The organism is Nocardia sp. CA-119907 (assembly GCF_050955995.1).
Classification (GTDB): domain Bacteria; phylum Actinomycetota; class Actinomycetes; order Mycobacteriales; family Mycobacteriaceae; genus Nocardia.
In genome coordinates this window covers 3,724,232-3,749,396 of record NZ_CP192091.1, presented here as the reverse complement: position 1 = coordinate 3,749,396, position 25,165 = coordinate 3,724,232, and the positions used below count along the sequence as shown (strand labels likewise).

20 protein-coding genes are annotated in these 25,165 nt (G+C 67.1%); 4 read left to right on the top strand and 16 right to left on the bottom strand.

Annotated elements, in window-relative coordinates; translation table 11 throughout:
* The first annotated feature begins 4 nt into the window (after nt 1–4).
* Both ACQP2D_RS16735 and ACQP2D_RS16730 read left to right on the top strand, forming a co-directional pair.
* Nucleotides 5–358: a PadR family transcriptional regulator gene (locus ACQP2D_RS16735; RefSeq protein WP_433684610.1), complete on the top strand. Its 354-nt coding sequence runs from the start codon at nt 5–7 to the stop codon at nt 356–358.
* Nucleotides 343–1,005 (top strand): permease prefix domain 1-containing protein, encoded by a 663-nt coding sequence (locus ACQP2D_RS16730; protein WP_433684609.1) that lies wholly within the window; start codon nt 343–345, stop codon nt 1,003–1,005. Before ACQP2D_RS16735 ends, ACQP2D_RS16730 begins: the two co-directional genes overlap by 16 nt.
* A 415-nt stretch (nt 1,006–1,420) precedes the next feature.
* Here the strand turns inward: ACQP2D_RS16730 and ACQP2D_RS16725 are convergent, their stop codons facing one another.
* Nucleotides 1,421–1,768, bottom strand: coding sequence for a DoxX family protein (locus ACQP2D_RS16725; protein ID WP_433684608.1), 348 nt, complete (start codon nt 1,766–1,768; stop codon nt 1,421–1,423).
* A gap of 101 nt (nt 1,769–1,869) precedes the next feature.
* Here ACQP2D_RS16725 and ACQP2D_RS16720 point away from each other — a divergent pair, with 101 nt between their 5' ends.
* Entirely contained in the window at nt 1,870–2,754 is an 885-nt protein-coding gene (locus ACQP2D_RS16720; RefSeq protein ID WP_433684607.1) for a sigma-70 family RNA polymerase sigma factor, read from the top strand.
* A 117-nt stretch (nt 2,755–2,871) separates the two neighbouring features.
* Here ACQP2D_RS16720 and ilvD read toward each other — a convergent pair whose 3' ends face one another.
* A complete protein-coding gene (gene ilvD, locus ACQP2D_RS16715) occupies nt 2,872–4,578 on the bottom strand; it encodes a dihydroxy-acid dehydratase (RefSeq protein WP_433684606.1) in 1,707 nt (568 codons plus the stop codon).
* Nucleotides 4,579–4,638: 60 nt separating this feature from the next.
* On the bottom strand, nt 4,639–5,052 hold the full coding sequence (locus ACQP2D_RS16710; RefSeq protein ID WP_433684605.1) for a MarR family winged helix-turn-helix transcriptional regulator: 414 nt from the start codon (nt 5,050–5,052) through the stop codon (nt 4,639–4,641).
* Between the two features lie 73 nt (nt 5,053–5,125).
* Here ACQP2D_RS16710 and ACQP2D_RS16705 point away from each other — a divergent pair, with 73 nt between their 5' ends.
* On the top strand, nt 5,126–5,884 hold the full coding sequence (locus ACQP2D_RS16705) for an alpha/beta fold hydrolase (protein ID WP_433684604.1): 759 nt from the start codon (nt 5,126–5,128) through the stop codon (nt 5,882–5,884).
* On the opposite strand, the gene ACQP2D_RS16700 is transcribed toward ACQP2D_RS16705, so the two are convergent.
* The 13 genes from ACQP2D_RS16700 to ACQP2D_RS16640 form a co-directional block, all read right to left on the bottom strand.
* Entirely contained in the window at nt 5,881–6,117 is a 237-nt protein-coding gene (locus ACQP2D_RS16700) for a hypothetical protein (RefSeq protein WP_433684603.1), read from the bottom strand. The two genes, ACQP2D_RS16705 and ACQP2D_RS16700, sit on opposite strands and share 4 nt — an antisense overlap.
* A 58-nt stretch (nt 6,118–6,175) precedes the next feature.
* Entirely contained in the window at nt 6,176–6,649 is a 474-nt protein-coding gene (locus ACQP2D_RS16695) for an HAD-IIIC family phosphatase (protein ID WP_433684602.1), read from the bottom strand.
* A 165-nt stretch (nt 6,650–6,814) separates the two neighbouring features.
* Nucleotides 6,815–7,591, bottom strand: a complete 777-nt coding sequence (locus ACQP2D_RS16690; protein WP_433684601.1) for an SDR family NAD(P)-dependent oxidoreductase — start codon at nt 7,589–7,591, stop codon at nt 6,815–6,817.
* Complete coding sequence (locus tag ACQP2D_RS16685) at nt 7,588–8,520, bottom strand: diacylglycerol/lipid kinase family protein (RefSeq protein WP_433684600.1); 933 nt, start codon at nt 8,518–8,520, stop codon at nt 7,588–7,590. Before ACQP2D_RS16685 ends, ACQP2D_RS16690 begins: the two co-directional genes overlap by 4 nt.
* Nucleotides 8,520–9,317: an HAD family hydrolase gene (locus ACQP2D_RS16680; RefSeq protein ID WP_433684599.1), complete on the bottom strand. Its 798-nt coding sequence runs from the start codon at nt 9,315–9,317 to the stop codon at nt 8,520–8,522. The genes ACQP2D_RS16685 and ACQP2D_RS16680 overlap by 1 nt, the downstream gene beginning before the upstream one ends.
* On the bottom strand, nt 9,314–10,717 hold the full coding sequence (locus tag ACQP2D_RS16675; protein WP_433684598.1) for a nucleotidyltransferase domain-containing protein: 1,404 nt from the start codon (nt 10,715–10,717) through the stop codon (nt 9,314–9,316). The genes ACQP2D_RS16680 and ACQP2D_RS16675 overlap by 4 nt, the downstream gene beginning before the upstream one ends.
* Nucleotide 10,718: 1 nt before the next feature.
* Nucleotides 10,719–12,050, bottom strand: coding sequence for an aminotransferase class I/II-fold pyridoxal phosphate-dependent enzyme (locus ACQP2D_RS16670; RefSeq protein ID WP_433684597.1), 1,332 nt, complete (start codon nt 12,048–12,050; stop codon nt 10,719–10,721).
* Nucleotides 12,047–14,791: a PEP/pyruvate-binding domain-containing protein gene (locus tag ACQP2D_RS16665; protein ID WP_433684596.1), complete on the bottom strand. Its 2,745-nt coding sequence runs from the start codon at nt 14,789–14,791 to the stop codon at nt 12,047–12,049. Before ACQP2D_RS16665 ends, ACQP2D_RS16670 begins: the two co-directional genes overlap by 4 nt.
* A 95-nt stretch (nt 14,792–14,886) precedes the next feature.
* Nucleotides 14,887–16,290, bottom strand: coding sequence for a cytochrome P450 (locus ACQP2D_RS16660; protein WP_433684595.1), 1,404 nt, complete (start codon nt 16,288–16,290; stop codon nt 14,887–14,889).
* Nucleotides 16,287–18,008 carry a fatty acyl-AMP ligase gene (locus tag ACQP2D_RS16655; RefSeq protein WP_433684594.1) on the bottom strand — a complete coding sequence of 574 codons (1,722 nt, stop codon included), beginning with the start codon at nt 18,006–18,008 and terminating at the stop codon, nt 16,287–16,289. Before ACQP2D_RS16655 ends, ACQP2D_RS16660 begins: the two co-directional genes overlap by 4 nt.
* Entirely contained in the window at nt 18,005–18,259 is a 255-nt protein-coding gene (locus ACQP2D_RS16650) for an acyl carrier protein (RefSeq protein WP_433684593.1), read from the bottom strand. Before ACQP2D_RS16650 ends, ACQP2D_RS16655 begins: the two co-directional genes overlap by 4 nt.
* Nucleotides 18,256–19,155, bottom strand: a complete 900-nt coding sequence (locus ACQP2D_RS16645; protein WP_433684592.1) for a hypothetical protein — start codon at nt 19,153–19,155, stop codon at nt 18,256–18,258. The genes ACQP2D_RS16650 and ACQP2D_RS16645 overlap by 4 nt, the downstream gene beginning before the upstream one ends.
* Complete coding sequence (locus ACQP2D_RS16640; RefSeq protein ID WP_433684591.1) at nt 19,152–25,163, bottom strand: aminotransferase class III-fold pyridoxal phosphate-dependent enzyme; 6,012 nt, start codon at nt 25,161–25,163, stop codon at nt 19,152–19,154. Before ACQP2D_RS16640 ends, ACQP2D_RS16645 begins: the two co-directional genes overlap by 4 nt.
* Nucleotides 25,164–25,165: the final 2 nt, after the last annotated feature.

The window sequence follows — 25,165 nt, the reverse complement described above, 5'->3', positions numbered from 1 at the left end:
ACCCATGAGTGCCGAATTGCTGAAAGGGCATCTGGACGGCATGATCCTGGCCGTGCTCGCCGATGGCCCACGGCACGGCTACGGCGTCATCGACGCGCTCCGGGATCAGACCGACGGCCACTTCGATCTGCCCAAGGGCACGATCTACCCGGCACTGCATCGCCTCGAACAGGCCGGACTGATCAACGGCTCATGGTCGACCGAGGCCGGACGGCGGCGGCGCACCTACGTGCTCAGCGCCGCGGGACATCGGCAACTCGGGATCGAGCGGGCCTCCTGGCGCCAATTCGTCAGCGCCGTGGGCGCATTGATGGACGGAAACGGAGGAATAGGGGAAACACCGTGTCCGGCAATGTAATCGATGACTACCTCAGCGATCTCGACCGACGCCTGATCGGCGCACGTCGCGATCGGCGCGCAATCCTGACCGAGATCGGTGACGGACTGCACGAATCGGTGGAACATTTTCTCGCGCGGGGCTTTTCCCTACCACAGGCCCGCGCGGCAGCGATACACGAATTCGGCGCGCCCGCGCTGCTCGCCGCCGATTTCGCGCCGGTCACCTCCTCGAAGCGGATCAATCGCTATGGTCGCGGATTTCTGATGATCGGACCGTTGATCGGAATCCTGTGGGGCACAGCGGCATTACTCGGATCATTCGCTGCCGTGCCGTGGCCCCTCACGGTAACGGGCTTGGTCGTGATGGCGGTCGCCGTGATGATCGGCGCACCGTTCACCGCGGTCGCGACAGTCGCGACGGGTCGCGCGAGTCGTTGGCTGCGCATGGAGACCCGATTGGCCGCAAAAGCGTTGGTGGTTACCGCGGTTGTCGCCTTGAGTATCGACGCGATTCTGATCACGACCTTGGCGACGGTAATCACCCTCGCGCCACAGGGTGTGGTCGTCTTGCCGGTCGCGCTGGCCACGATCGCCAGCCTCACCCGCATCGCCATCGCCGCGGCCAGCATCCCGCGCCTCGGTCCCGCTCGAGCCATGACTTCCTAACGCCGCTCCCCGTCTGTGGCGGCCGCGGTCGGCTACATCGTCATGCGGTACGTCGGCGGGAATTCCCTGAAGTAATTGCGTTCGCGCGGACAAGGCGCCATTGCCGGATGGCCGAACTGCTGCCCTATGGCGGTGCGCTCTTGATCGTCGCGTTGGCCGGCATCGGCATTCGGCCCCGGTTGGCCGAGTATCGCTGAGCGAGTCGGCATCAGCGCCCATTCCTGAGCTCGATCCGCGAGATCCCCGTGATCAGGCGGAAATGGGCGTTCACGCCAAGGCGATTCGATTCCCTCGGCTCGTGCCGGCCCGAATTGGCATGCAGTGCACTATTGCACCCTCTGCGCATGCGCAGAAGGTGCTGTGCCGCACCGAATGTCGTGATGCCGAGCACGCCGTGCGGGGCTGTGAGGCGGAATCAGGCGAAGGCGAACAGGCCCAGAGATGCTGCGGACAGGACGAGGTATGGGAGAGGGTAGCCGAGGTGGGTGTACCACCTGGCGCGGAGGATGGTGATTTCCGCGCCGAGGAAGAACAGCACGAGGCAGATGGCGGCGGCCAGGGCCAGCGGTGGGATGGCCAGGCCGATCAGCAGGCCGAAGGCACCGAGGGCTTTCAGCGCCGCCAAGGGGGTGAGTGTCCAGTACGGGAGGCCATAGCCCCGCATGGTCTCGCGCACCTGATCCGCCCTGACGATATCGAAACCGGCGGCGAACAGGGCGCCGACTGCGGCGAGGATGGTGACGGCGACATACGCGACTGACATGGCAATACCCTCCGGGTGTCTCGGTTGTGTGAGTCTGCGATCGTGGTGCGGCACCCGATCGCCTCAACCACGTGACGGATGCCGAGCGCGAAAGGTGACCGATGCACGCACAGGATTTGTTGGCGCGACGATTCGAGGCGCACCGCGATCACCTGCGCGGCGTCGCGTACCGGATGTTGGGGTCGGCCAGCGAAGCCGATGACGCGGTGCAGGAGGCGTGGCTGCGGCTGTCCCGCTCCGATACCAGCGAGGTCGAGAATTTCGCGGGCTGGCTGACCACGGTGGTCTCCCGGATCTGCCTCGATATGCTGCGCTCGCGGGCCGCCCGGCGCGAGGATCCGATCGATCGGATCGCCGATCTCGGCGACTCCGCCTATGACCGCGATCCGGAAAGCGAAGCAGTACTGATCGATTCGGTCGGACGGGCGCTGCTGGTGGTTTTGGATACGCTCGGGCCCGACGAGCGGGTCGCGTTCGTGCTGCACGATATGTTCGCCGTACCGTTCGACCAGATCGCGCCCATAGTGGGCCGGACATCGGCCGCCACCAAGAAGCTCGCCAGCCGGGCCCGCGCGCGGGCCCACAGCGATGCCACCGCATCCACCGCGGAGCTCGCCGAGCAGCGGCACGTCGTCGACGCCTTCCTCGCCGCCGCCCGCAGCGGCGATCTCGACGCGCTGCTCGCGGTACTGGCCCCCGACGTGGTGCGCACGGCCGATCCCGCCGCACTGCCCTCGGGTATGGCCCTGGTCGTCCGGGGCGCGCAGGAGGTGGCCCGCGAGACCGTCATCCTGCGCCGCCGCTCGCAGGTCGCCACGCTCGCGCTCGTCAACGGGGCGGTCGGCATTATCGTCGCTCCGCGCGGCAAACTGCTTCTCGCCCTTGCCGTTACGGTCGAGCACAACCGGATCGCGGGCTACGAGGTGATCGCCGATCCGGCCCGGCTGCGCGGCCTCGACTTGGCGGTGCTGCCCGAATCGCGCTGAGCCGTCAGGCGTAACGCAGCGCGGATGCGACGATCGACGGGATCAGGATCGATATCGGCGAAGGATTGTTCTGTCGATCCTTCGCCCACACCGAGCCCGACCCCGCCCGACCAGCCGTCAGTCGCAGACGGCACCGAATGAGGCCGAGCCGACCAGCTTCGAATACTTGGCGAGCACGCCGCGGGTGTAGCGGGGCGGCAACGGTTTCCAGCCCTCGCCGCGGCGGGCGAGTTCCGCGGGGTCGATCAGCAGGTCGAGGGTGCCCGCGGCGACGTCGAGGCGGATCTGGTCGCCGTTCTGGACGAAGGCGATCGGACCGCCGTCGACCGCCTCCGGGGCGACGTGTCCGACGCACAGTCCCGTGGTGCCGCCGGAGAATCGCCCATCGGTGAGCAGCAGCACGTCCTTGCCGAGTCCCGCGCCCTTGATGGCCGCGGTGATCGCGAGCATTTCGCGCATTCCGGGACCACCTTTGGGGCCCTCGTAGCGGATGACCACCACATCGCCCGCGGTGATCGTGCCATCCTCCAATGCGTCCATCGCCGCCCGCTCACCGTCGAAAACCCGTGCGGTGCCGGTGAATACGTCGGAGTCGAAGCCCGCGGATTTGACCACGGCGCCACCGGGTGCGAGGGATCCGGCGAGGATGGTGATACCGCCGGTCGGGTGGATCGGGGAGGTCATGGCCCGCACCACTTTGCCGTCGGGGTCCGGTGGGGCGATATCGGCGAGGTTCTCGGCCACCGTCCGACCGGTCACGGTCAGGCAGTCGCCGTGCAGCAGGCCCGCATCGAGCAGCGCCTTCATCATCACCGGCACGCCGCCGATCCGATCGATATCCGTCATCACATGTCGCCCAAAGGGTTTCACATCGGCGAGGTGGGGCACCCGGCGACCGACGCGGGCGAAATCGTCCAGTGTCAGATCCACATTCGCCTCGTGCGCGATCGCGAGCAGGTGCAGTACCGCATTGGTGGAGCCGCCGAATGCCATGACGACGGCGATGGCGTTCTCGAAGGCCTGCTTGGTGAGGATATCGGCGGTGGTGATCCCACGACGCAGCAATTCCACCACCGCCTCACCACTGCGCCGCGCGTAGCCGTCGCGCCGCCGATCGGTCGCGGGCGGCGCCGCACTGCCCGGCAGCGACATGCCCAGGGCCTCGGCCGCGCTCGCCATGGTGTTGGCGGTGTACATCCCCCCGCACGCACCCTCGCCAGGACAGATGGCGCGTTCGATGGCGTCCACATCCTCGCGGCTCATCAACCCGCGCGAGCACGCGCCGACGGCCTCGAACGCGTCGATGATCGTCACCTCACGCTCACTCCCATCGGAGAGTTTCGCGACACCGGGCAGGATGGAGCCCGCGTACAGGAATACGCTCGCCAGATTCAACCGCGCCGCCGCCATCAGCATGCCGGGCAGCGATTTATCGCATCCGGCCAGCAGTACGGAACCGTCGAGCCGCTCGGCCTGCATCACCGTCTCGACGCTGTCGGCGATCACCTCCCGCGAGACCAGCGAGAAATGCATGCCCTCATGGCCCATGGAAATGCCGTCGGAGACCGAAATGGTGCCGAATTCCATGGGATACCCGCCGCCCGCGAAGACGCCCTCCTTGCAGGCCTTGGCGAGCCGATCCAGCGACAGGTTGCAGGGCGTGATCTCGTTCCAGGACGAGGCCACCCCGATCTGGGATTTGCCCCAGTCCGCATCATCCATGCCGACGGCCCGCAGCATGCCACGCGCGGCCGTCTTCTCCAGCCCATCGGTGACGTCGCGGCTGCGCGGTTTGATATCGGGAACGTTCGGATCATTGGCCATGGCCACATCATTCCCGCCCGGATCGCCGAGCGCCGCCGACCACGCCGATCAGCGCGCCGATTATCGGTGCGTGCCGATTCGCTGGAGCAAATTCAGCAGAGTCGCACGTTCGTCGGTCGACAATGCGGAGAAGGAGTCGACCAGTACCTCGTTCGCGACCTGGTTTCCCGCGCGCAGCACCTGCTCGCCGGCGGTGGTCAGCCGATGTTCGATGGCGCGACCGCGGCCGGGCGTGCGGTCGATCAGACCACGCGCGACCAGGCGGTTCGCGAGGGTGCCGAAGGCCTGCTCACTCTGGAATGTCTCCTCGGCCAAGGCGCGTGCGGTGGCACCGGGATTGCGATCGATGGCGCGCAGGGCATCCCACTGGGCCAGGGTGCTGCCGATGGCCGCGAGCCGACCGTCCAGCGCGCGATGGTGGCGATACTGCGCTTGTTTGACGGCGCGTCCCAGCACTTGCAGATCATCGGGCATGGACATCACCCTAGCAGAGTGACTAAGCTTGTTTATATCAACATGTTTAGTCAATGGATCGAGGCACTTCCCGATGACCGCAGACGCCCAGCCGCAACCGCTCACGATCGCCGAATCAGGCAGCGGCCCAACAATTCTCGTCCTACACGGCGGCGCTGGCCCGGCCTCGGTGGCCGGTATCGCCGAGCACCTGTCGCGCACGTCCCATGTCCTTATGCCGACCCATCCGGGTTGGAATGGCACGCCGATGCGATCGGGCGGCATCGGCGACCTCGCGCGCGCCTATCTGGACCTGCTCCACGACCGCGAACTGGATGACGTTCTCGTCATCGGCTCCTCCATCGGCGGATGGATCGCCGCCGAAATGGCCGTTCGCGATGACGAGCACCGCATCGCCGGGCTGGTGCTGATCGACGCGACCGGCGTGTGGTTCGACGACAAACCGATCATCGACTTCTTCGCTCTCGACGCCCGGGGCGTGGCCGAGCACTCCTACCACGACCCCGCACGCTTCTACCAGGACCCCGCCGATATCCCTGCCGCGCAATCGGCCGTGCGCCAGGCGAATATGGTCGCGCTCCGGCATTACGCGGCCGACCCGTACATGCACAATCCGCAATTGCTGCCGCGACTGGCCGCGGTCACCACACCGGCCCTATTGCTCTGGGGCGAAAGCGACCGTATCGTCACCCCGGCCTACGGCGCGGCCTATGCCGCCGCCTTCGGCAATGCCCGCTTCGAAATCATCCGCGCGGCCGGCCACTTGCCCCACCTGGAGCAACCAGAGGCCACCTTCGCCCACATCGACGCATTCCTGCCCGCATTGCGTTAGCGGTCGACTCGGTCAGCTCCGCCGATCGATCTCGGCCATGCGGGTCGAGGTCGATTCGGCGTTCGCAGGCGAAGGTGGCGGGTGACGAAGACGAGCAGGGCCACGAGTTGGATGGCCGCGGTGATGCTGACGACAGCTGTCAAGGATCGGGTGTAGAGCAGGCCGAGCAGCGCGGATCCGGCGACGAACCGCCAGGGGGTCATCGCCGTTGGCGCGGGCACGACCGCCGACACGGTCAGAGAATAACGACGATCCGCCCGCGGGTCAGGCTACGCGGGGGCAGAAGAGCGCCTACCCCGTGATGCTCGCGAATCCCATGGGCGGCGTGGCCGATGGCCCCGTGCGCAGCACCGGACGGAAGTCGGGTAGGGCGGGCAGTACGTCGGCATTGCGGGCGGCGTAGCAGCGCACGCGCGGGAGCCTCCGGGCGACCTCCGCGCGTTCCACCGGTTCGGCATCGATGAAACCGATGGTGTCCAGCGCCAATCCGAGCGTCTGCGCGATGCGGACCACGGATGCCGACTTGCGGCCCCAGCCGATCTCGATCACCGAGAACATGTCATAGAGCCCGTGCCGGTACAGCTTGTTCAGGGTCAGGTCGCGATCGCTGCGGCTGGCGACGGCATGCCAAATGCCGCGTTCGCTGAGCCTGTGCAGGGTGCGTAGGGCAGCCGGCCGTGGTGCGCCGCTGGTCGCGTCGCACACGACACCATCCCAGAGGGTGTTGTCCAGTTCCCAGACAAGACATCTCAGAGCCGGTGCCATCGCCTGCCCCTATCGGTTGGTCATCGCTGCCTCCCCTGCCGTGTCATCGGCGGATGGGGTACCAGCACACCATCCAGCGAACGGCAGGTGCCGGGCAAGCCCCCGCTTTCCTGGGAGCCCATCCGGCCGACGTGATCCTACCGGTACCGCCCGCAAATGCTCCTGTCAAAAGCCGTAGTAGCGGCGGACCAGGCGTTCGTAGACCCGCGCGGGCGTGAATCGCCGGGTCCAGAACGACAGCCGAACATCGCTGCCGCACAGGTAGGTCTGGCGCGGTTCATCCGCTTCCAGGATCGTCCGCACCTTCCTGGCTACCGCCTCGGCGGGCTGTCCGGCCTCGAGATAGCCGGTGACCCGCGCCAGCACCGAGATCCGATCGGGTGTGTACGCCTCGATCGGATCGGCAACGCGCACAGCGGAATCGATGATCGGAGTGACCGTCCACCCCGGTGCCAGCACTGAAACATGGATGCCGAATGCGGCGGTCTCCATGCGCGTGGCCTCACCCAGACGTTCGATGGCCGCCTTGGTGGCCGAGTACCAGCCGCCGTAGGGTTCGGCGATCGCACCCGCACCGGAACTCACCACGATCACGCGGCCGCTGCCCTGTGCCCGCATGATGGGCAGCACCTCGCGCAGTACGCGGTGCGCGCCGATCACATTGGTGTCGATCAGCGCAGCGGCCTCGTCCGGGTCGGTCTCCTCCACCGAGCCGACAATGCCGTAGGCGGCAAAGGTGACCACGGCATCGATCCGCCCGTGCTGTGCGTGCACGGACTTCACCCAACCGCGCACCGCCTCGGTATCGCGGACATCGACCGCGCACACGCCCGCCCGCGCGACCTTGTCACTGCCCTCGACCGTATAGCCGACTCGTGCAAGGTATTCCATGGTCGCCGCACCCATACCGTTGGCGGCACCGGTCACCAGGACGACGGTCATAGCGCACACACCTTCAGCACCTGCGGCAATACCTCGAGACGCGCCGATTCGACGATGGTGATCTCGCCGTCCAATTCGAGCGGCGCCGGCGCGGCGGGGCGCAGTTCCACCGATGTGTCGCGGTGGCAGGTGGCCAGTGCGGAGCCCGCGAATTTGCCACGGTAGAGGCCGGCGATCAGACCCAGAATCCGGGCACGGCCAGCGGCTTCCCAGATATTGATATCGAAGCGGCCGTCGGCGCGAGTGACCGGGGTGTCGTAGTACATGCCTCCGGCGAAGTGCACACTCTTGAGTACGCCGACGTTGGTGATCGGCGCGGTGTGCACCCAGTCCGAGCCGCGCACCTGGATGGCCAGCGGCTTGTGGGTGGCGATATTGCTCAGCGCGGTGGCGATAATGGCCGCCTCCACATTGCGTGACTTCAGCCAGCCGATCAGGCCGTGGGCGTGGTTGAACGAATGATTGCCCGCCGCAACGAGTCCCATGCTCGCATTGAGCAGGAAGTAGCGGACCGTGCGGGTGCCGTCGGGCAGCAGCATGGTCGCCTTGCCGACATCGACGAGCTCGGCCGGACCGAGCCGGACCGGGATATCGGCGATCCTGGTTCGCCCCGGTTTGTGGAAGTCATTGGAGCTGCCGAGGCCGACCGCGCCCAGCGCGGTCTTCTCCGCTCCGCGGTGCGGTCGGTCGGTCTCGGAATCCATGATCGCGTTCAGGACCAGGTTGACCATGCCGTCGCCGCCCGCCGCCACAATGACATCGGGTGCCTCCGACTCGAAACTCGCGCGCACCACCTTCGCGGCTTGCTCCGCGTCGCTGGGCATTTCGACGGTGAGATCGGTATCCCGGTCGCGCAAGGCGTGTTCGACCGGACGCCACCGCTGTAGGGCCGTCCCGGCATTGGACTGTGGATTCAGGACGACGAGCATTAATCCTCCTCGATACCCAGCCACTCACGCAGCCGGGGCCAACCCCCGGTACTTACTAGACCGGTACTCGAACACTCTTGTGGGACAGCTGATTCCGGCACATTCACCAGAAAAACTGGTATTCCGATGCGCGCCGCCTGCGCATCATTGGCGGCGTCATTGCCGATCATCACGCACTCCCCCGGTTCCGCGCCGAGCCGATCCAGCAGCTCGCGGTAGAACTCGATGCGTGGCTTCGAACGGCGCATGTTCTCGCCGCTGGTGCGAAAGGTGAAGGCGGACGGGTCGTAGCCGCCCCAACCCAGCCGGGTGACGACGGTGCTGTCCGGCCACAGCGGATTGGTCGCGATCACCTGCATGATGCCCGCCTCCTGGAGCCGGGTCACCGTATCCAGCGCCCACGGCTCGGGCGGAAAGCACTGCCGCAGGCGTGGAAAACCCGTCTCGGCCAGGATCTTCAGTTGCGTCGCGACGGCATCGGGTGCGATGCCGAGCCGGTCGGCGAGCAGCCGCACCATGAGTTCGGTATTGGTGTGCTCGGTGTCGTTGGCGCGCACTTGCTTCAGCACGCCGTACAGGACGCGCAGAAACCGATGCCGCGGGGTCAACTCGCGGAACACCTGCGCGGCCGCCAGCGGCATGAGCGTCTTGAACCTGCGCCGGTGCAGCCGCACCAGGGTGCCGTCCAGGTCCCACAGCACGGTCCGATATCCGGGCGCACCCCGTCGCGACGCGGCGCGCCCACCCGCCACCCGACCACCACCCCTCATCGGGTCGCTGCGCGACGCTGTGCTCATTCTTGGCTGTCCAGAACCGCTTGCAGATCGTCTCGGGTCAGGCCGAGCCGCGCCGCGTATTCGTCGATGCCGGGACGTTCGGCCGCGCTCGTGCCGAGACCCGCCCGGCTCGCCAGTTCCGAACCATAGGCGGCACCGAGATCGAAGACCGTCTTGGCCAGAGCCGCCGGGAACAGCCAGCGGCCGAGGTCGCGCTGGAATACCCGGGTCAGGCGGTACGGAGCCGAGATTCGCGCGCCGAGGTCGGAGAGCGCCGACGGGTCGCGCAGTGAACTCATCTTGCGCGCCTCCGCGCCGGGTACCAGCAGCAGATCCGACCACAGCCGCGCGAAGCTGCCGCGCTTCTCGGCGGCGACCGCGGTCATATTGAATTCGGTATAGGCCTTCTCGATGCGCGAGGTGTGGGTGGAGCGGCTGCGCAGCAGGGCGTGGATATCGGCGGTCTTGCGCGCGGTGTCATAGCGGGTGAAGCGGTTGATCTCGGGAGCGATCCAGCCGATCAGGGCCGCGAATTCGGAAATGGGGACGATCCGATCGGCCAGCGAAAGGGCGTGGTACATCAGGTTTTCACTGCCCGCTTTGGCGATTTCACCGGCGAGCACGTCGTAATCGAGATCGGTCGCGTAGCGTGCCAGATTCCAAATGTCGGCGAGTTCGCGCACACCGGTCTTGTAGTAGGGCAGGTGGATGCCGAGGTGGTGCAGATTGTCCTCGTGCGACATGGCCCAGGCGGGCACACCGTAGAAGTCGATGCGCCGCACCCGGTTCCAGATGGCGGTGTAATCGATGGTGTACGGGGCGAGCGGGGTGATCAGGCCCCAGTGCGTGCCGACGACCAATGTGCCGTCACGGGAGACGAACGAGGGCAGGTGATGGGAGCGCTCGGCGCGCACCTTGGGCGCCTTGCCGAGCAGTTCCGAAGTGGCGAAAAGCCCCAGTTCGCGGTAGATCTCGATGACGGTGTCGACCTGGTCGAGTTCGACGAGGATGTCGAGGTCGTTCATCCGCTTATAGCGCGGGTCGTGATAGATCTCCGTCGAGAACAGCATGCCCTTGAGCACCACACAGCGCACACCGCGTTCATCGAAGCGCCGCAACAGCTCGAGGGCACCGGCCAAACGCCGATCGTTAACGGCGGCAATGTGATCGGTCACGCTCGCGAAATGCGTGCGAACCGACGCGGGCACCAGCTCGTAGAGGTCTTCGGATTCCAGGCGGCGCTGCACCAGCGGGACAGTCGCATTGACCTTCGCCAGCTCGAAAACCTCAGTCCAATCGGTGATCTCATGGGCGAGCTTCGCCAATTCGGACTGCTCGTCCGGGCTCGGGTCCGCCAGTGCGGCGTGCACCAGCAGACGTTCGGAAGCCGTTGCGCCAGCGGCGATCTCGGTTCCGGTCATATCAGCGGATTCCTTCGTATTCGGTGGTGCCGATTTGTTCGGGGTGGAAGGCGAAGCGGCGCGCGACGGCCGAGATCTTCTCCAGCGCGAAATCCAGCTGCTCCCGGCTGAGGGTGGCCATCATGCTGATCCGCAGCCGCTGCTGTTCGCGTGGCACGGCCGGGAATTCGACGCCATTGACGAAGACGCCCTCGGCGTGCAGCGCCGCCACCACCTCGGCGACGGCCAGGTGTTGCGGTACCAGAATCGGAATGATCGCGGTCTGCGGATCGACCGCGAAGCCCATTCGGCGCAATTCCCGTACGAAATAGTCGACATTGTCGTGCAATTGGCGGATGCGCTCGGGATGCGCGTCGATGAAATCGATGGCGGCGAGCACCGAGGCGACCACCGCGGGCGCGAGCGAGGCCGAGAACATGTAGGACCGCGCGAAGAAGCGCAGCGTATCGACCAGATCCTTCGAGCCGGCAACGAAGCCGCCGGTGGTGGCGAACACTTTCGAGAACGTGCCCATATAGAGCTCGACCGATCCGGGCCCCATACTGAAATGTTCGGCGGTGCCATGACCTTGCGCACCGAGGACACCGGTGCCGTGCGCGTCGTCGATGGCCAGCCAGGCTCCGAACGAATCGCACAGCGCCCGGATCTCCGGCAGCGGCGCGATATCGCCGTCCATCGAGTACACGCCCTCGACGGCGACCACGATATTCGCACCCGGATTGCGCCAGCGGATCTGCATCAGCCGGTGACGCAGATGCCGAAGGTCATTGTGGTCGAAGGCCATCGAGCGGACCCGGCCGAGTTGGATGCCGTCGTAGAGGCTGGCGTGGCTCTGCTCGTCATAGAGCAGGATGTCGCCGTTGCGCAGCAGACCGGTCACCCAGCCCACATTGGCGGCGTAGCCGGAGGAGAAGACCAGCGCGGATTCGCAGCCCTTGGTCTCGGCGAGACGTTCCTCCAGCCGCCGATGCACCGAGGTGGTGCCGTTCAACAGCGGCGGCCCACCGTGGCCGACACCGAATTCCCGGACGGCACGGACGGCGGCCTCGACGATCTCGGGTTCGTTGCCGAGCCCCAGGTAGTTGTTCGAGCCCAGCATGATCAGGTCGCGGACCGCACCACCGTCGGGATCGCGCACCTGTACGACGGGTCCGGCCGGCCCGGTGATCTCGCGCAGCACGAACCCGGTGCCGCGCGCATTCGCGACATAGGGCCGGAAATCCTCGAAGCGCTGTTCGAAGGTGTGCGCGGCGGGATCGAGATAGTGTTCGAGGCTGAAGTTCTCGCCGTGCCCGGCACCGGTCTGGTGCGGGACGGCCGCGGTGGAAGTCATGAGCTGTGTTCCTGAACGATGGTTGCGGTTCCGGCCTTGCCGTCGAGAATCAGCACATCCCCGCTGGCGACCAGGCGGGTGACGCCCGGAACTCCGACGACGGTGGGGATGCCGAGTTCGCGGCCGATAATGGCGGTGTGCGAGAGCGGACTGCCCTTCTCGCTGACCAGTCCCCCTGCGGCCACCATCAGGAAGACCCACCCGGGATCGGTGCTGGCGGCCACCAGGATCTGCCCGTCGACGACCACATCCGGCTCCGGTGTGGTCAGCACCAATGCCGGAGCTTCGACGCGGCCCGGCGCGCAGCCGATTCCGTGCAGCACACTGCCGGAATCGCCGGTCGGGGCCGGATGTTCGAAGGCCGGATCGTTGATGCCGACGGCCGCGATACCCGCGGTGACGATCCGTGTCGGCAGCTCCTCGGTGCGCCACCGCTCATGGTCGCGTTTGCGGGTGGCCACCGTGCGCGCGGCATCGGTATCGACGGCGGTACCGCGGGTCAGTGCCGCGATCTCCTCGTAGGTGAGCCAGAAGATATCGCGCGGATCGTCGAGCAGTCCCGCCGCGTGCATTTGCCTGCCGTACTCGCGGAACACCCGCTTTACCAGGCCGAATGAGCGGCTGCGGCCGAGACGCATATTCTCGCGCTGTTTGACGTGCTCACGCGCGCGACTCAGTGCGAACCGGAATACCGTCCGCTGCGCGAACTTTCCACCGAACAGTGCCGCCGCGGTGGCCTCGGCCTCGCGCCGGATCAGCTTCTCGCGCGCCGCCATCTCGTCGATGTTCTGACCGCCGCGCAGATAGTTGCGCAGCATCGGCACCAGCCGCTCCGGATGTTCGCCCAGCGGGTCGGTCTCCAGCTTCAGCTCATCGACGGTGCGGTCGCCGAACAGCGCGATGTGGCGCAGGCAGGCGGCGCGGAATTCGGCGAATCCGGATTGCGCCAGGGCTTTCCACACTTCCTGCGGCTCCAGCGGGCCCTCGAACAACTCGCGCAGCGCGGCATCGGACCGGACCGTTGCGGTCAGTGCGAGTGCGGAGCGCACCGGGTCGACGCTGTCGACACCTTCTTCGCCGCAGAACAATTCGTTGCGCAGCGTGATGGCGGCGGTCTCGGTGAGACCTTCACGTTCCAGCAGCAGTCCGACCACGTGGAACATCTGCTGGGCCAGGAAGTCGTTGAAGATCTGCACCGCGTAGGCGGGCACGAGTTCGTGCAGGCAGCGTTCCATCCACTCCAGCAGCGCCTCCGGGTCCCGTTCTCGCTCCGGCGTCTCCGGGGCGAGGCGGCGGTCCAGGTCGGCGGTGAAGGACTGCAATTCGGTGAAGAATGCGCGCAGTCGGCGCGGCAGGCGCAACCAGCCGACGGCGATAATGGCCGCGATGCGCAGCCGCAGCAGATACATCTTCGCCCGTGCCAGACCGCGTTTCGGTGCGGCGGGACGCTGGTAGCGGTTCTCGATATTGAGGGCGGCCTCCCAGCCCTCGATGGCGAACTCCATGCCGGGAATCTGCAGGAACAGCCGGTACCAATTGCTGATGTTGTAGTAGATGCGACCGTGCGCGGTGCCGACCAGATATGGGTACAGGCTCGCGGCATTGCGGTCGACGATCGCGCCGCTCGCGCCGAAGTCCTTGTGGCAGGCCCGGAATACCTGTTCGTAGGCATTGCGCAGGATGGAGAAGGTGAGCGGAGTGGACAGGCCGGGATAGGACTCGGCCACATTGACATTGTCGAAGATGGTTTCGCGCGCGCCCGTCGCGGTGATCGGACGGGCCTGGAGCAGGTACAGCACTCCGCCAGCGTCATAGGCCCATTCGACATCCTGTGGGGTGCCGAAGGTTTCGGCCAATGCCGTCGCGGTGTCGACGAGTTCGACCACCTGGGCGTCGGTGAGCGCCTGATCGGTGACTGCGGCCATCTCTTCGATGACCGTGCCGGAACCATCGGCGGCCACCACCACTCTGCTCTGCTTCTCGGCGACCGAGCGGGACACGATGGTGCGCGCGGCGGTATCGACGAAATAGGTGTCACACTCGACGGTTCCGGCGACCACCCCCTCCCCGAGTCCGAGCGCGGCCGAGACCACGGCCTCGGCCGGATCGCCGGTCTGCGGATTGCAGCTGAAGGCGACACCGGAGACGGCACTGTCGACCAGCACCTGAACCAAAACGGCACAGTCGATCTCGGCGTTGTCCAGACCGCGGTGCGCCCGGTAGAACAGCGACCGTTCCGAATAGGCGGAAGCGAGGACTTCCAGCACCGCCCCGGATACCTCCGCGGGAGCGATATTCAGCAGCGTATCGAGTTGACCCGCGAAGGAATCGGTCGCCGAATCCTCGCCGCTCACCGAGGAGCGTACGGCCAGTCGGATATCGGATTGTGCTGTGCGATCGATGATTTCACTGACATCGGCGTCGAGTTCGGTTCGAATGTCCGCCGGTATCGCCGTGGCGAGAATGAGCGCGCGAATGCGCGCCGACACCGCACGCAGCGCGGACGGATCGGTGTACTCGAGCGAATCCAGTTCCGCGGCGATGGATCCGCGGATCGGTTCGAGTATGCGTGCGCAGGCCGCGGAGCTGAGCACCACGAACGGCGGCACTCGGTATCCGGCCGCCACCAGCCTGCCGAGGTTCGCCGCCTTGGCGCCGACCTGGGTCGTCAGCGTGGCATCGGCGGCCAGCGCGATGTCGCTGACTGTCGCGCCGAGGGCTGTTCCGGGCTCAGCCGCCATCTGGCCACCGCCCATCATCGAATCGCTTCTCGATGCTGTACGCCCACCCGTCACCCGGCCACCACCCCTCGTCGAATCGCTTCTCGATGCTGTACTCATTGCGCGGCCTCCTGCATGGTCTTGGCCGTCGGCACCGCGGGCGCACGCCGAGTGAGCCGCACCAGTACCGGATCGGGGGTATTGGAGATCTCCGGGTTCTCCCGCACCCGCATGCCATTGACGAGTTCGATGTCGTAGCGGGCCAACAGCATCGCGATACCGACCCGCAACTCCGTCAGCGCCATATGCTGGCCGACACACAGATGTGCGCCCCAGCCGAACGGGAAGTAGTGGAACGGCGGGCGAGCCTTGGTCTGTTCCTTGGTGAACCGATCGGGATCGAAGGTCAGCGGGGAATCCCAGAATTCGGGAAGTCGGTGATTCACGAAGGGGCTGATCACCACGATCGCGCCCGGTCGCAGATCGAAGCGGTCGAAGCTGTCCGGCTCCAGCGCGGTGCGGCTGAACGCCCACGCGGGTGGGTGCAGGCGCATCGCCTCGTCGATCGCACGACCGGTCAGCTCCAGCGCGGGCAGCACCCGGCCGACATCGTCGGTCAGCGCCAGCGCGACATCGATCTCATCGTGCACGCGGGCGAGAACGGCCGGGTTGCGGCACAGTTCGTAGATCGTCCACGCCATCGCGCCGCCGGTCGTCTCGTGGCCGGCGAGCAGAAAGGTGAGCACCTCGTGACGCAACTGTTCGTCGTCCATGGCGTGTCCGGCGTCATCGCGGGCGGCGAGCAGCCGCGCCAGCAGGGACGTCGTGTCTGCCTCGGCGGCCCGGTGCCGCTGAATCACGCTGTCCACCACACGATGCAGCCGTTCGAGCACGCCCTGGAAGCGCCGGTTGGCCGGAGTCGGCACGCTCGGCGGCACCTGGATGGGTGCGGACATATGCCGCATCACCCACGAAACACCCTCGCGCACATCATCTTCGATCTGCGGCAGCACGCCGTCGATATCGGCGCCCATGACCGCGCGGCACACCACATCGGCCGCGAAGCCCATCACCTCGGGAACCAGGTCGAAGGCCGTGCCGCTCGCCGCGTACCCGTCGAGCCGGTTCAGCATCCGCTGCCCGCACTGTTGCATCAGTGGAATCTCGGTATCGACGTGGCGACGCGAGAAGGCCGGTTTGATCAAGGCGCGCTGGCGTTTCCACAGTTCGCCGCCGCTGGTGAGCAGGCCGGGTCCGAGCAGGTGGTTCAGGCTCTGGTAGCTGATCCCCTTCTCGTATTTGGCCGCATTGGTGACCAGCACCTGGTTGATATGGTCCGGCTCCACCAGCAGGTGCAGTTGCTGATGTACCAGGCGCAACCGGACGCTGCCGCCGTGCGCGACGGCCTGCTCGTAGAACAGCGCGAGCGGGTCGGCGCGGTAGTCCGGATACACGCCGAGCGGATGCCGCAGCGTCGGGCCGCCGAGCCGACGGCCGCGGAACTTCGGCTGCACGCTCATACCGCGCCCCCGGCGCCGACCAGATCGTCCTCGACCAGGAAGAGCCGCCGAGCCTCCGCGCGCTGCACCTTGCCACTGGTGGTTTTCGGGATGCTGCGCGGCGGCACCACCCGAACTCCGGCGGGCAGCACGCCGGTGCGCTTGCTCACCGCGACGCGCACGGCCCGCCGCAGCGCATCGTGTTCGTCTGCGTCGGCACCGGATTCGACGATGAGGTGCAGTTCCTCCGAAAGCCCTTGGGTATCGGCATGGCCGACCGCGGCGACACCGCCCAATCGCACACCCGCGACCTCCTGTGCGGCGAGTTCGAAATCGGTCGGCAGGTAGTTCGCGCCGCGGATGATGATCAGGTCCTTGTGCCGGCCGGTAATGCGCAACCGGCCCTCGCGCAGGTAGCCGATATCGCCGGTGTCCCACCAGCCGTCGCCGGTGGCGGCCGCGGTCTCCACGGGCAGCCGGAAGTAGCCGGTGGTCATGGAGGGGCCGCGGAACTGGATGCGGCCGACGACATCCGCACCGCAGATCGCGCCGTCCTCGGCCACAATGCGAACCTCGGTGCCCGGCAGCGGTGCGCCGCAGTCGACGATGTGCATCGCGTCGGGGTCGTCCTGCGGAATATCGAGGGCCACACCGTTTCCGGTGAGCGCACGGCGCGATATCGAGTCGTAGGCGATCGGCGCGTGTGGGCGATTGACCGTGACCGCGAGGGAGGCCTCGGCCATTCCGTAGCACGGCACCAGCGCGTCCTTCGGCAGCCCCCACGCGGCGAATCGATCGACGAAGCGCTGCACGGTCGGCGGATGGATGGGCTCCGCGCCACAGAACAGGAATCGCCAGCTCGACAGGTCGACGCCGTCGAGTTCGGCATCGGTGACCCTGGCCGCGGCATACCCGTAGGCGAAATTCGGTGCCGCCGTGAATGTTCCGCGATACCGGCTGACCGCGCGCAACCAATCCCCCGGACTGCGCAGGAACCGACTCGGCGGCATCAGCACCGCATCGAAGCCACGGAACACCGGCGTCAGGAATCCGCCGATCAGCCCCATATCGTGGTGCAGCGGCAACCAGCCGACCCAGGTGTCGCCCCACCCCATCGAGGCGACCGCGGCGATCTGTTCGCAGTTGGCCGCGAGATTGGCGTGGGTGACCTGCACGCCCTTCGGCGTTCCGGTCGACCCGGAGGTCGCCTGGATGAAGGCCAGATCCCCCGGTTCGGGCAGCCTGGGGGCCAGCGTGGGCGCATCCGGTGCACAGGCCACGGCGTGCAGCACATCGCCATCGATGGCCGCCACGGCATCCGGCAGTGCTCCCCCAGCGAGCACCGACGGTGTCGCGACCACCGCCGCTGGTTCCAGATAGGCGAGCAGCCGAGTGAACTTGTCCCGGAAGATATCCGCCGAACCGAAGCCACCCGGCGTGGCCACCGCGGTCGGCACCGCACCGAGCAGCAAGGCCCCGAAGAATGCGGTGACGAACTCCGGCGAGGTGGGCAGGCACAGCATCACCCGATCCCCCGGCTCGACTCCCTGCGCGGCCAATGCGGCCGCGCTCCGTCCCGCTGCGGCCGCGAGATCATCATGGCGCCAGGCGGTTTCGCCGCCGGACCCGTCACCGCTACGTTCCGGGACGAAGATCGTCGACGGGCCGGTCGCGGCACGCTCGGCGTTGGCCAGCAGCGCGTGCACGATAGTCGGATGCTGGGGAGTCGGCGAGGTCACTGCTCACCCCGCACGTACTGAACGATCTGGCCGACCGTATTCAACTGTGCCGCGGCATCTTCCGGAATTGCGATGCCGAAGGCCTGCTCCAGCTGAATGGTCAGCTCGATGGCCGTCGGCGAATCCAGTCCGTAGTCGATCAGTTGGGCCGAGGCGTCGATATCCTCCGCCGAAACCCATAGCACCTCACCGACAATGGCGCGCACCCGCGCCTCGATATCGATGGCCGGGGTGCCTGCCTGTGTACTCATCCGAGCAACTTCCCTTCCGTCACGCAGGCGCGCACCGACTCCTCCAGGTCGACACCGTCAGCGGTGTCGATGCGGTGGAATTCCACTTCGGGGAAGGCCGCCGCGAGGGTGTCGCGCACCTGTAGGTATCCGTCACGCAGGGCTCCGAGCCGCTCTGCGGTTTCATGGGCCTCCTTGGGCCCGTCCCCCGAACGTTCCGCACACCGCGCCGCTGCCTGCTCCGGCGGCGTGTCCAGCCAGAGCACCGCGTCGGGCAGGGTGGTGCGGAAGCGGTCGGCGAAGCCGGGGACCGATTCGGTCACGTCCCGGCGCACCAGATCCGCGATTTCCGAGAGCAGGTCCCAGATATCCGGGGAGCTGCCCAGGCGCGCGGATTCGGACCGCTGCCAGGCCAGGATGTCATCGAAGGTGCCCGGCCGGTGGCGTTCCAGTACGGCCGCGATCTCCGCGGCGCGGTCGTGACCGTTCCATTCCGGCCGGGCCAGTGCGACATACAGCGGTCCGTAGACCAGCAGTTCGATCAGCGGATGCCGTTCGAAGACCAGCACATCCGGCGACCAGGTGCTCAGGAAATGCCGCTCCACCGGGCCGAACAGCGTCATCTGCAGATACATCGCCGTGGCCTTCATCTCCAGGCTGGCGATTTCGTCGCATCCGACGCTGAAGGCCTTGAGCTGCTGGGACAGCTCGGTCAGCGGCACATTCCTGGTGTTGTGGAAGTCCGGGCAGGTCATCGAGGCGAAAGAGCCGGTGACCGGTGCCAATTCGCGCAATCGCGCCAGCACCGAGGATTTGCCGGCGCCGTCGATGCCGACGATCGCGACACGGCGGGCCCTGCCCGTCGCCCGAACATCGGCTCCCAGCGAATCGCCGCGCATTACTGTCTCGGTGCTCACCGGTCGTCCTCCCGCAGTTGGGCGAGTACGGCCTTGGTGATATCGGCTGGAGCGGCGGTGCCGTCCAGCCGAATCCAGCCGAACTCCGACGACAGTGCCTCCAACGCGTCGTGGCTGCGGCGCTGGAATTCCAGGAAGGTCTCCTCGTCGCCGTAGCCGCTTTCATAGTCGCTGCGCAACTGCTTGCGCCCCAGCGCATCCTCCGGACGCACCGAGAGGTAGAAGGTTCGGTCGGGTTCCGGGAAACCGGCCGCCAGCTTGCGCAGCACCGTCGCATCGCCGCCGTGGGCGACCTCGGTGGCGAAGTACTTGTACCAGTAGGCATTTGCCAGCAGGATGTCCGCGCCGCGCTCGGCGGCCAGATCGAAGGACAGCTGCATGGCGTGGAACAGGAAGTGTGCCCGGCTCAGCGGGGACAGCAGCTTCAAGTAGCCGTAGATCTCGGCCGGACTGCGCCAGGGCAGTTTCGAGGAGACCTTCGGGTCGAGGAACGCATCCCAAATGGTCACGGCGGCAACGCTCTGGCCCTGCGCCTCGAATTCCGCGGCGATGCGGGCCACCTGGGTCGTCTTACCCGATCCGTCGGCACCGGCGATGCAGATCAGGCGCTTGCGTGCGGTCAGTGGTTCATCCGTTCTGCTGGCCGCCGGACGCTCCGGGGGCTGGGGTTGTTGTTCGGGCTGCGTGGGCCGCAATGGCAGGGCACGCGCGGGCTCATCCGGCTCCGACACCGGTGGTTCGGCGGGTACCGGCCGCTTCCGCGGCGGCTCCGGTTCCGCGACGGCGGTCACGCTGATATCGAGGACTTGTTCGTGGTCGCCGCCACCGGACACCAGCGCCAGCGGCGCCGCCTCGGATGACACGGCCACCTCCAGCACGCTGATGACTCCGGCACCACCGTCGACCCGGATCCGCTGTCCGGAGCGCACCGCCGTCGTCGCACCCGCGACATTGAGCACCGCCGGAATTCCGTACTCGCGCCCGATGACCGCGGCATGTGAGAGCATCCCGCCGACCTCGGTCACCACGGCGGCGACCAGCCCGAGCGCGGGCGTCCATCCCGGATCGGTGAACCGGGTGACGAGAATGTCGCCCTCACGCAGCTGATCGATATCGGCCAGCGAGGTGATCACCCGGGCGGTGCCCTCCGCGACACCCGGACTGCATCCGAGTCCGGTCAGATCACCGTCACCGATCTCGCGGACCGCGCCCACCGTGACGCCACCGCCGAGCTCATGCGGCGGCTCCAGATCCCGATAGCCCGCGTACACCGCACGGCGGTAGGCGATCTGGGGTGCGAGCGTGGCGATGTCCACCCGTCCGGCCGCGAGATCGCTCAGCTCGTGGATGGACAGCTGGAACACATCGTCGGCCTGCTCGAGCGTGTCCGCCGCGGCGAGCCGCACCCCGGCCTCGACGACATAGGCGCGCACGATGGCGTAGCACTGCGAGGAGAACTCCCGCATCCGCTCGCGCGCGACCAGATACCGACGCATCCGATCGACCTGCTTGTCCAGCGCCTTGGCGTGCTTGACCCGAGCCAGCGGCTTGGCCCGCACCCGCGCACGCACTGCGGCCAGTTCGTCCTCATAGCGTTTGCGCTGATCCACCAGCGTCACATCGGGATCCGCTGGCGCGGTGCCGTGTTCGAGCATCACCGCGATCATCGATCGCACCCGCTGGGGCTCCTCCGACCAGCGCGGACTGGTCAGATCCAGCTCCGCATCGGCGTGGAAACCCTGCTCGTCCAGGAAGGCCTCGATGGCCTTGGTCCACTCGGGACTGTCGAGTCCGTGATCGCCTGCCACCCGGTGCAATTCGACGATGCCGCGCTGCAACTGCATATGGCTGATATCGGCGAGCCCGCCCATCAGATCGATCGCCGAGGTGGTCGCGCCGGTCGCGGCGTCGACCTTGTCGAGCAGCTGCTTGAAGTCGGTCTGCACGCTGGAGTTGTTGTAGATGGTGGTGAAGTAGGTGCGCTCGGTGTTGGCGTGGAAGGTCAGCAGGCAGTCCGCCAGATCGGCGACGAAGGTGGCCTCGTCGGTGCGCGGCAGCTCACGAACCCGCTCGCGCCATACCGCGTACTTCGCGGGCCATTCGGCCGCGAAGGCCTCGACCGCGGCCAATTGGTCCCGGTAGCTCTTCGGCACGGCCAACGCCGCTGGCAGCGCCTTGGCGATGGTCTTGGCATTGGTTGGGGTGCGGTGCGCTCCGGCGGGACCGTAGTCGTTGAGTACACCTAGGTCGTCGTCGAAATGCTGTTCGTCGAAGCCGGGAATGCGGAAGAAGCACTGCTTGACAGCACTGACGTTCCAGTAGGCGCGGCCGTAGTACATGGCCATCCAGTCCGGCTCCACACCGGGTTCGGCCAGCTTCAACCGCTCCATGAACTGCTGCATCGAATGCTGGAAGGCGTTGTCGTACAACGAGAACATCATCGGCGTGCAGACGCGTGCCGAGACGCCACCGTCACGCAGATCGGCATCGGAGAACTGGTCGATATCGGTGCGCCAGGTGATAGCGGTAATGGCCCGCGCCTGCAGCAGCCACAGCTTCCCGTCGCCGTCGATGGCCCATTCGATGTCCTGCGGACGGTGCCGGTGCGCCTGCACCGCGAGCATGAGCGCGGCGAGTTCCGCCGTGGCGCTGGCATTCAGCTCCACATCCTCATCGCCCGCCACCCGCTCGACCACCGACCCGTCGAACAACCGCAGCGTGTACCTGGTCGGCGCGACATGTCCGGAGACGAGTCGTTCACCGAGGCCGTTGCACGCCTCGACGACCGCGTTGTCCTCGATGCCGGTGAGCGCGTCGATGCTGAAACCCACTCCGGCACAGCGGGCCTCGACCATGCGCTGGACCAGCACGGCCACCGAGGCGCCTGCCTCGCGGTATCCGTGCCGGGCCAGATAGGTGCGAACTCGCTCGTTGTGCACCGACTCTCGGCATTGCTCGATATATCCGCGCAGGGCCACCACATCGGTGATATCGAGATAGGACTCGTACTGACCGGCGAAGCTGGCGTCGTCGAGGTCCTCGAGCACACCGCTCGAGCGCGCGGCGACCGGGAAACCGCCCAGTGCGCGCACCCAGCCGCTCAGGTCCTCGTCGGAGACCTGGGCCAGATCGAGATCGGCGGTGACGACGAAGCCGCGCGGGACCTCGAATCCGGCAACGATCAATTCGTGCAGCGTGCCAGCCTTGCCACCGGCGCGGTCCGGTGCGAAATCGGCCGCGCCGAGGAACATCGGGGCGGGTGTGGCTGCGGTGGGAGTTTCGGACACGGTGGGAGCTCCTGTCGGAAGCAGAACCGGGCGCACATCGTGACGGGCGGCGAGATCGCGGGCGGCGCGCACACCTGCCGCGGTCAGGCCGCCATAGGACGGACTCGCCGTGCGCGGTTCGAAACCGAGCAGAATGGTTTCGGCCATACAGGCGTAGACGACCCCGGCGGGCAGCCCGGTTTCGGGAAACGGTGGTGTCTGGCCGAGCGGCAGCGCCATGCGCCCGCCGGAGACCAGGGTGATATTCGGTTGGTGGGACACCGCGGGATCCACATCGCCGGGGACCGCGAGATCGACCACGAGCACCGGATGGTCGTCGGCCAGCCGCTCGGCGGTGACCACGGGCACGGCCGAATTGGTGGCGGTGAGGACGATGCGGCAGGTCCGCAGCGCGGTCAGGTCCTCACTGACCGTTACCGCGCCGGGCAGCGACGATGCGACCCGTTTGAGCCGCGACGCCGATCCGGCGCGCCCGACCAGGGTCACCGAATCCGCCAGTGGCGCGAGCAGTTCCGCCATCACCGCGCCGATATTGCCCAGCGCGCCGAGGATCCCGACCCGCCGCTGCCCCGGTTCGAGGCGGGCGAGTTCGGCACGGACCACCTCGTAGGCGCAGGCCGCGGTGAGCGAATTGCCCGAGGTCACCTTGACGGTGTCCTCGATGACATCGCGCGAGGCGTTGGTGACGATCGAGGTGTAGCCGCCGAGCCCGATAACGGTGGCGCCCAGAGCGATCGCCTGCTCCACCGCCTCGAGCACCAGATCGCGCAGCCAGGCGCGATGTCCGGCGCGCTGGCATTCGATGATCTGCTCCGCCGAGATCGGCACCGCGATCAGGCAGACCTCGACCGCGGCGCCGGTCGGCGACGTGACGATCTGCCTGGTCAATTCGAAGGGTTCGGCCACCCCGCGCAGCCGTTCGAACAGTGCGGCGAACTGGCCGTCGGACCATTCGGCCAGTTCCGGTGCGAATCTGCGCAGATCCGCGGCATCGGGCAGATTGGCGAGGAAGACCACCCTGGTCGGGGCGTTCCATTCGCGCGCGACCTCATGGGTGTGCCGCCGTGACGGCGACTTGTGCTCCGGCACCGGCCAATTCGTGGTGACCGGGGCGGCCAGATGCGCGAGCAGCCGTGGATAGTCGCCGCGATGCAGCAGTGCGGCGAGATCGTCGAGCGCCGCCGCCAGCCGGTCCAGCTCCACATCGGCGAGGAAGGCCGAGGGCTGGATACGCAGCGTGGTCGGCGCGGAAAGTGTTGGCAGCATTCGGATCTGGTGGGCGTGCAGCAGATAGCCGGCCACCACGTATCCGAACATCTCCGGATCGCAGATCTCGCGCAGCAGTGCCGATGCCGGTTCCAGCGGCGATAGTTCGATGCCCTGCAGCAGTCCGCGACCGCGGACCGCCACGATCTCCTTCGGCCAGCGTCGCGCCACCTCGTCCAGCCGGGACCGAAGTCGCGCGCCGGTATCGGAAACGCGGATCTGGTTGTCCCGCAGCAGGTCCAGCGCGGCATCGGCGACGGCGCAGGACAGGTCGTCATCGGCGAAGGTCGAGGTATGGTAGCGGCCGAAATCGGCGATGGAGTGCTGCCGGTCGACCAGCAGCGCCGAGATCTTCACCAGGCCGCCGCCCAGCGACTTCGAGAGTAGGTAGTAGTCCGCGGCGACCCCCGACGGCGTCGACGCCAGGAACGTTCCGGTGCGGCCCATGCCGCACTGGATCTCGTCGAAAACCAGCGCCGCCATGTGCACGTCGGCCAACTCGCGCAATGCGCGCAGAGTCGCCGCCGGAACCTCGCGGACACCGCCCTCGCCCTGGATCGGCTCGGCGAACACCGCCGCGATCGGCGAGATCCTGGTCCACGACCGCACCGGCCGGCCGGTGCCGTCGAAGGTGATCCGGCATACCGGTCGCAGGTCCTCGGCGAACGCCGCGGTGACCTCCTCCGGCTCCCAGGTCTCGAGCCTGCGCCGCTCCGGACCCGGCACCACCAGATCCGACGGGGTATCGGCCTGCTCGGTCAGCGCGAACGCACCGGCGGTCTTGCCGTGGAAGGCTCCGGACAGGGAGACGAAAATCGGTCCGCGACGGCGCAGTTCATCGATCTCGCGCAGCGATTCGGTGAGAATCTCCGCGACCGAACGGCCGTCGTCGTCGATGGCACCGGATCCATTGTCGGCCACGGTGATCGGACGCACATCGGGCAGACCGTCGCGCCGAACCCGGCGCAGCGAGCGACGCAGTTCGGTCTCCAGCTCACCGAGTGCACGCGCATGCGCGACGGCCGCGTGCCGGATCGCCGCCTCGACCGCGTCCGCGCCCGTGGATCCGAAGCTCACCACGTAGTCGCGGCCGGTGCTGGCCGCCACCGCTGCCGAGAGCCGTCGCGCCAGCCGCGCGGCCCCGGGCCGGACACTGCCCTGGGCGACGAACGGGGTCTGCTGATTGAGCCGCGCGGTCGCCACCCGCACCAGCGCCGGATGGTTGTGCCCGAACAGTGCCGCTCCGAAACCGCCGACAAGATCCAATACCCGCGCACCATCCGGGCGGATCAGGTAGTCACTTTCGGCACCCGCATACACCAGATCCAGATGGCACGCACGCAGCAGCCGGGCCAGCCCCGGGCGGTTGTGCCGGGCGAAATCATCGAATAATTCGTGTTCGGAAACAATGGCGGCGGAATTAATTTGTTCCGGAAACAGAACGCTCGCGGACAAGA

Bases quoted from the DNA above. Each gene is read 5' to 3' on its own strand.
- ACQP2D_RS16735 (WP_433684610.1), top strand. From the start codon at position 5: ATGAGTGCCGAATTGCTGAAAGGGCATCTGGACGGCATGATCCTGGCC.
- ACQP2D_RS16725 (WP_433684608.1), bottom strand. From the start codon at position 1,768: ATGTCAGTCGCGTATGTCGCCGTCACCATCCTCGCCGCAGTCGGCGCC.
- ACQP2D_RS16720 (WP_433684607.1), top strand. From the start codon at position 1,870: ATGCACGCACAGGATTTGTTGGCGCGACGATTCGAGGCGCACCGCGAT.
- ilvD (WP_433684606.1), bottom strand. From the start codon at position 4,578: ATGGCCAATGATCCGAACGTTCCCGATATCAAACCGCGCAGCCGCGAC.
- ACQP2D_RS16710 (WP_433684605.1), bottom strand. From the start codon at position 5,052: ATGCCCGATGATCTGCAAGTGCTGGGACGCGCCGTCAAACAAGCGCAG.
- ACQP2D_RS16705 (WP_433684604.1), top strand. From the start codon at position 5,126: ATGACCGCAGACGCCCAGCCGCAACCGCTCACGATCGCCGAATCAGGC.
- ACQP2D_RS16695 (WP_433684602.1), bottom strand. From the start codon at position 6,649: ATGGCACCGGCTCTGAGATGTCTTGTCTGGGAACTGGACAACACCCTC.
- ACQP2D_RS16690 (WP_433684601.1), bottom strand. From the start codon at position 7,591: ATGACCGTCGTCCTGGTGACCGGTGCCGCCAACGGTATGGGTGCGGCG.
- ACQP2D_RS16685 (WP_433684600.1), bottom strand. From the start codon at position 8,520: ATGCTCGTCGTCCTGAATCCACAGTCCAATGCCGGGACGGCCCTACAG.
- ACQP2D_RS16680 (WP_433684599.1), bottom strand. From the start codon at position 9,317: ATGAGCACAGCGTCGCGCAGCGACCCGATGAGGGGTGGTGGTCGGGTG.
- ACQP2D_RS16675 (WP_433684598.1), bottom strand. From the start codon at position 10,717: ATGACCGGAACCGAGATCGCCGCTGGCGCAACGGCTTCCGAACGTCTG.
- ACQP2D_RS16670 (WP_433684597.1), bottom strand. From the start codon at position 12,050: ATGACTTCCACCGCGGCCGTCCCGCACCAGACCGGTGCCGGGCACGGC.
- ACQP2D_RS16665 (WP_433684596.1), bottom strand. From the start codon at position 14,791: ATGGCGGCTGAGCCCGGAACAGCCCTCGGCGCGACAGTCAGCGACATC.
- ACQP2D_RS16660 (WP_433684595.1), bottom strand. From the start codon at position 16,290: ATGAGCGTGCAGCCGAAGTTCCGCGGCCGTCGGCTCGGCGGCCCGACG.
- ACQP2D_RS16650 (WP_433684593.1), bottom strand. From the start codon at position 18,259: ATGAGTACACAGGCAGGCACCCCGGCCATCGATATCGAGGCGCGGGTG.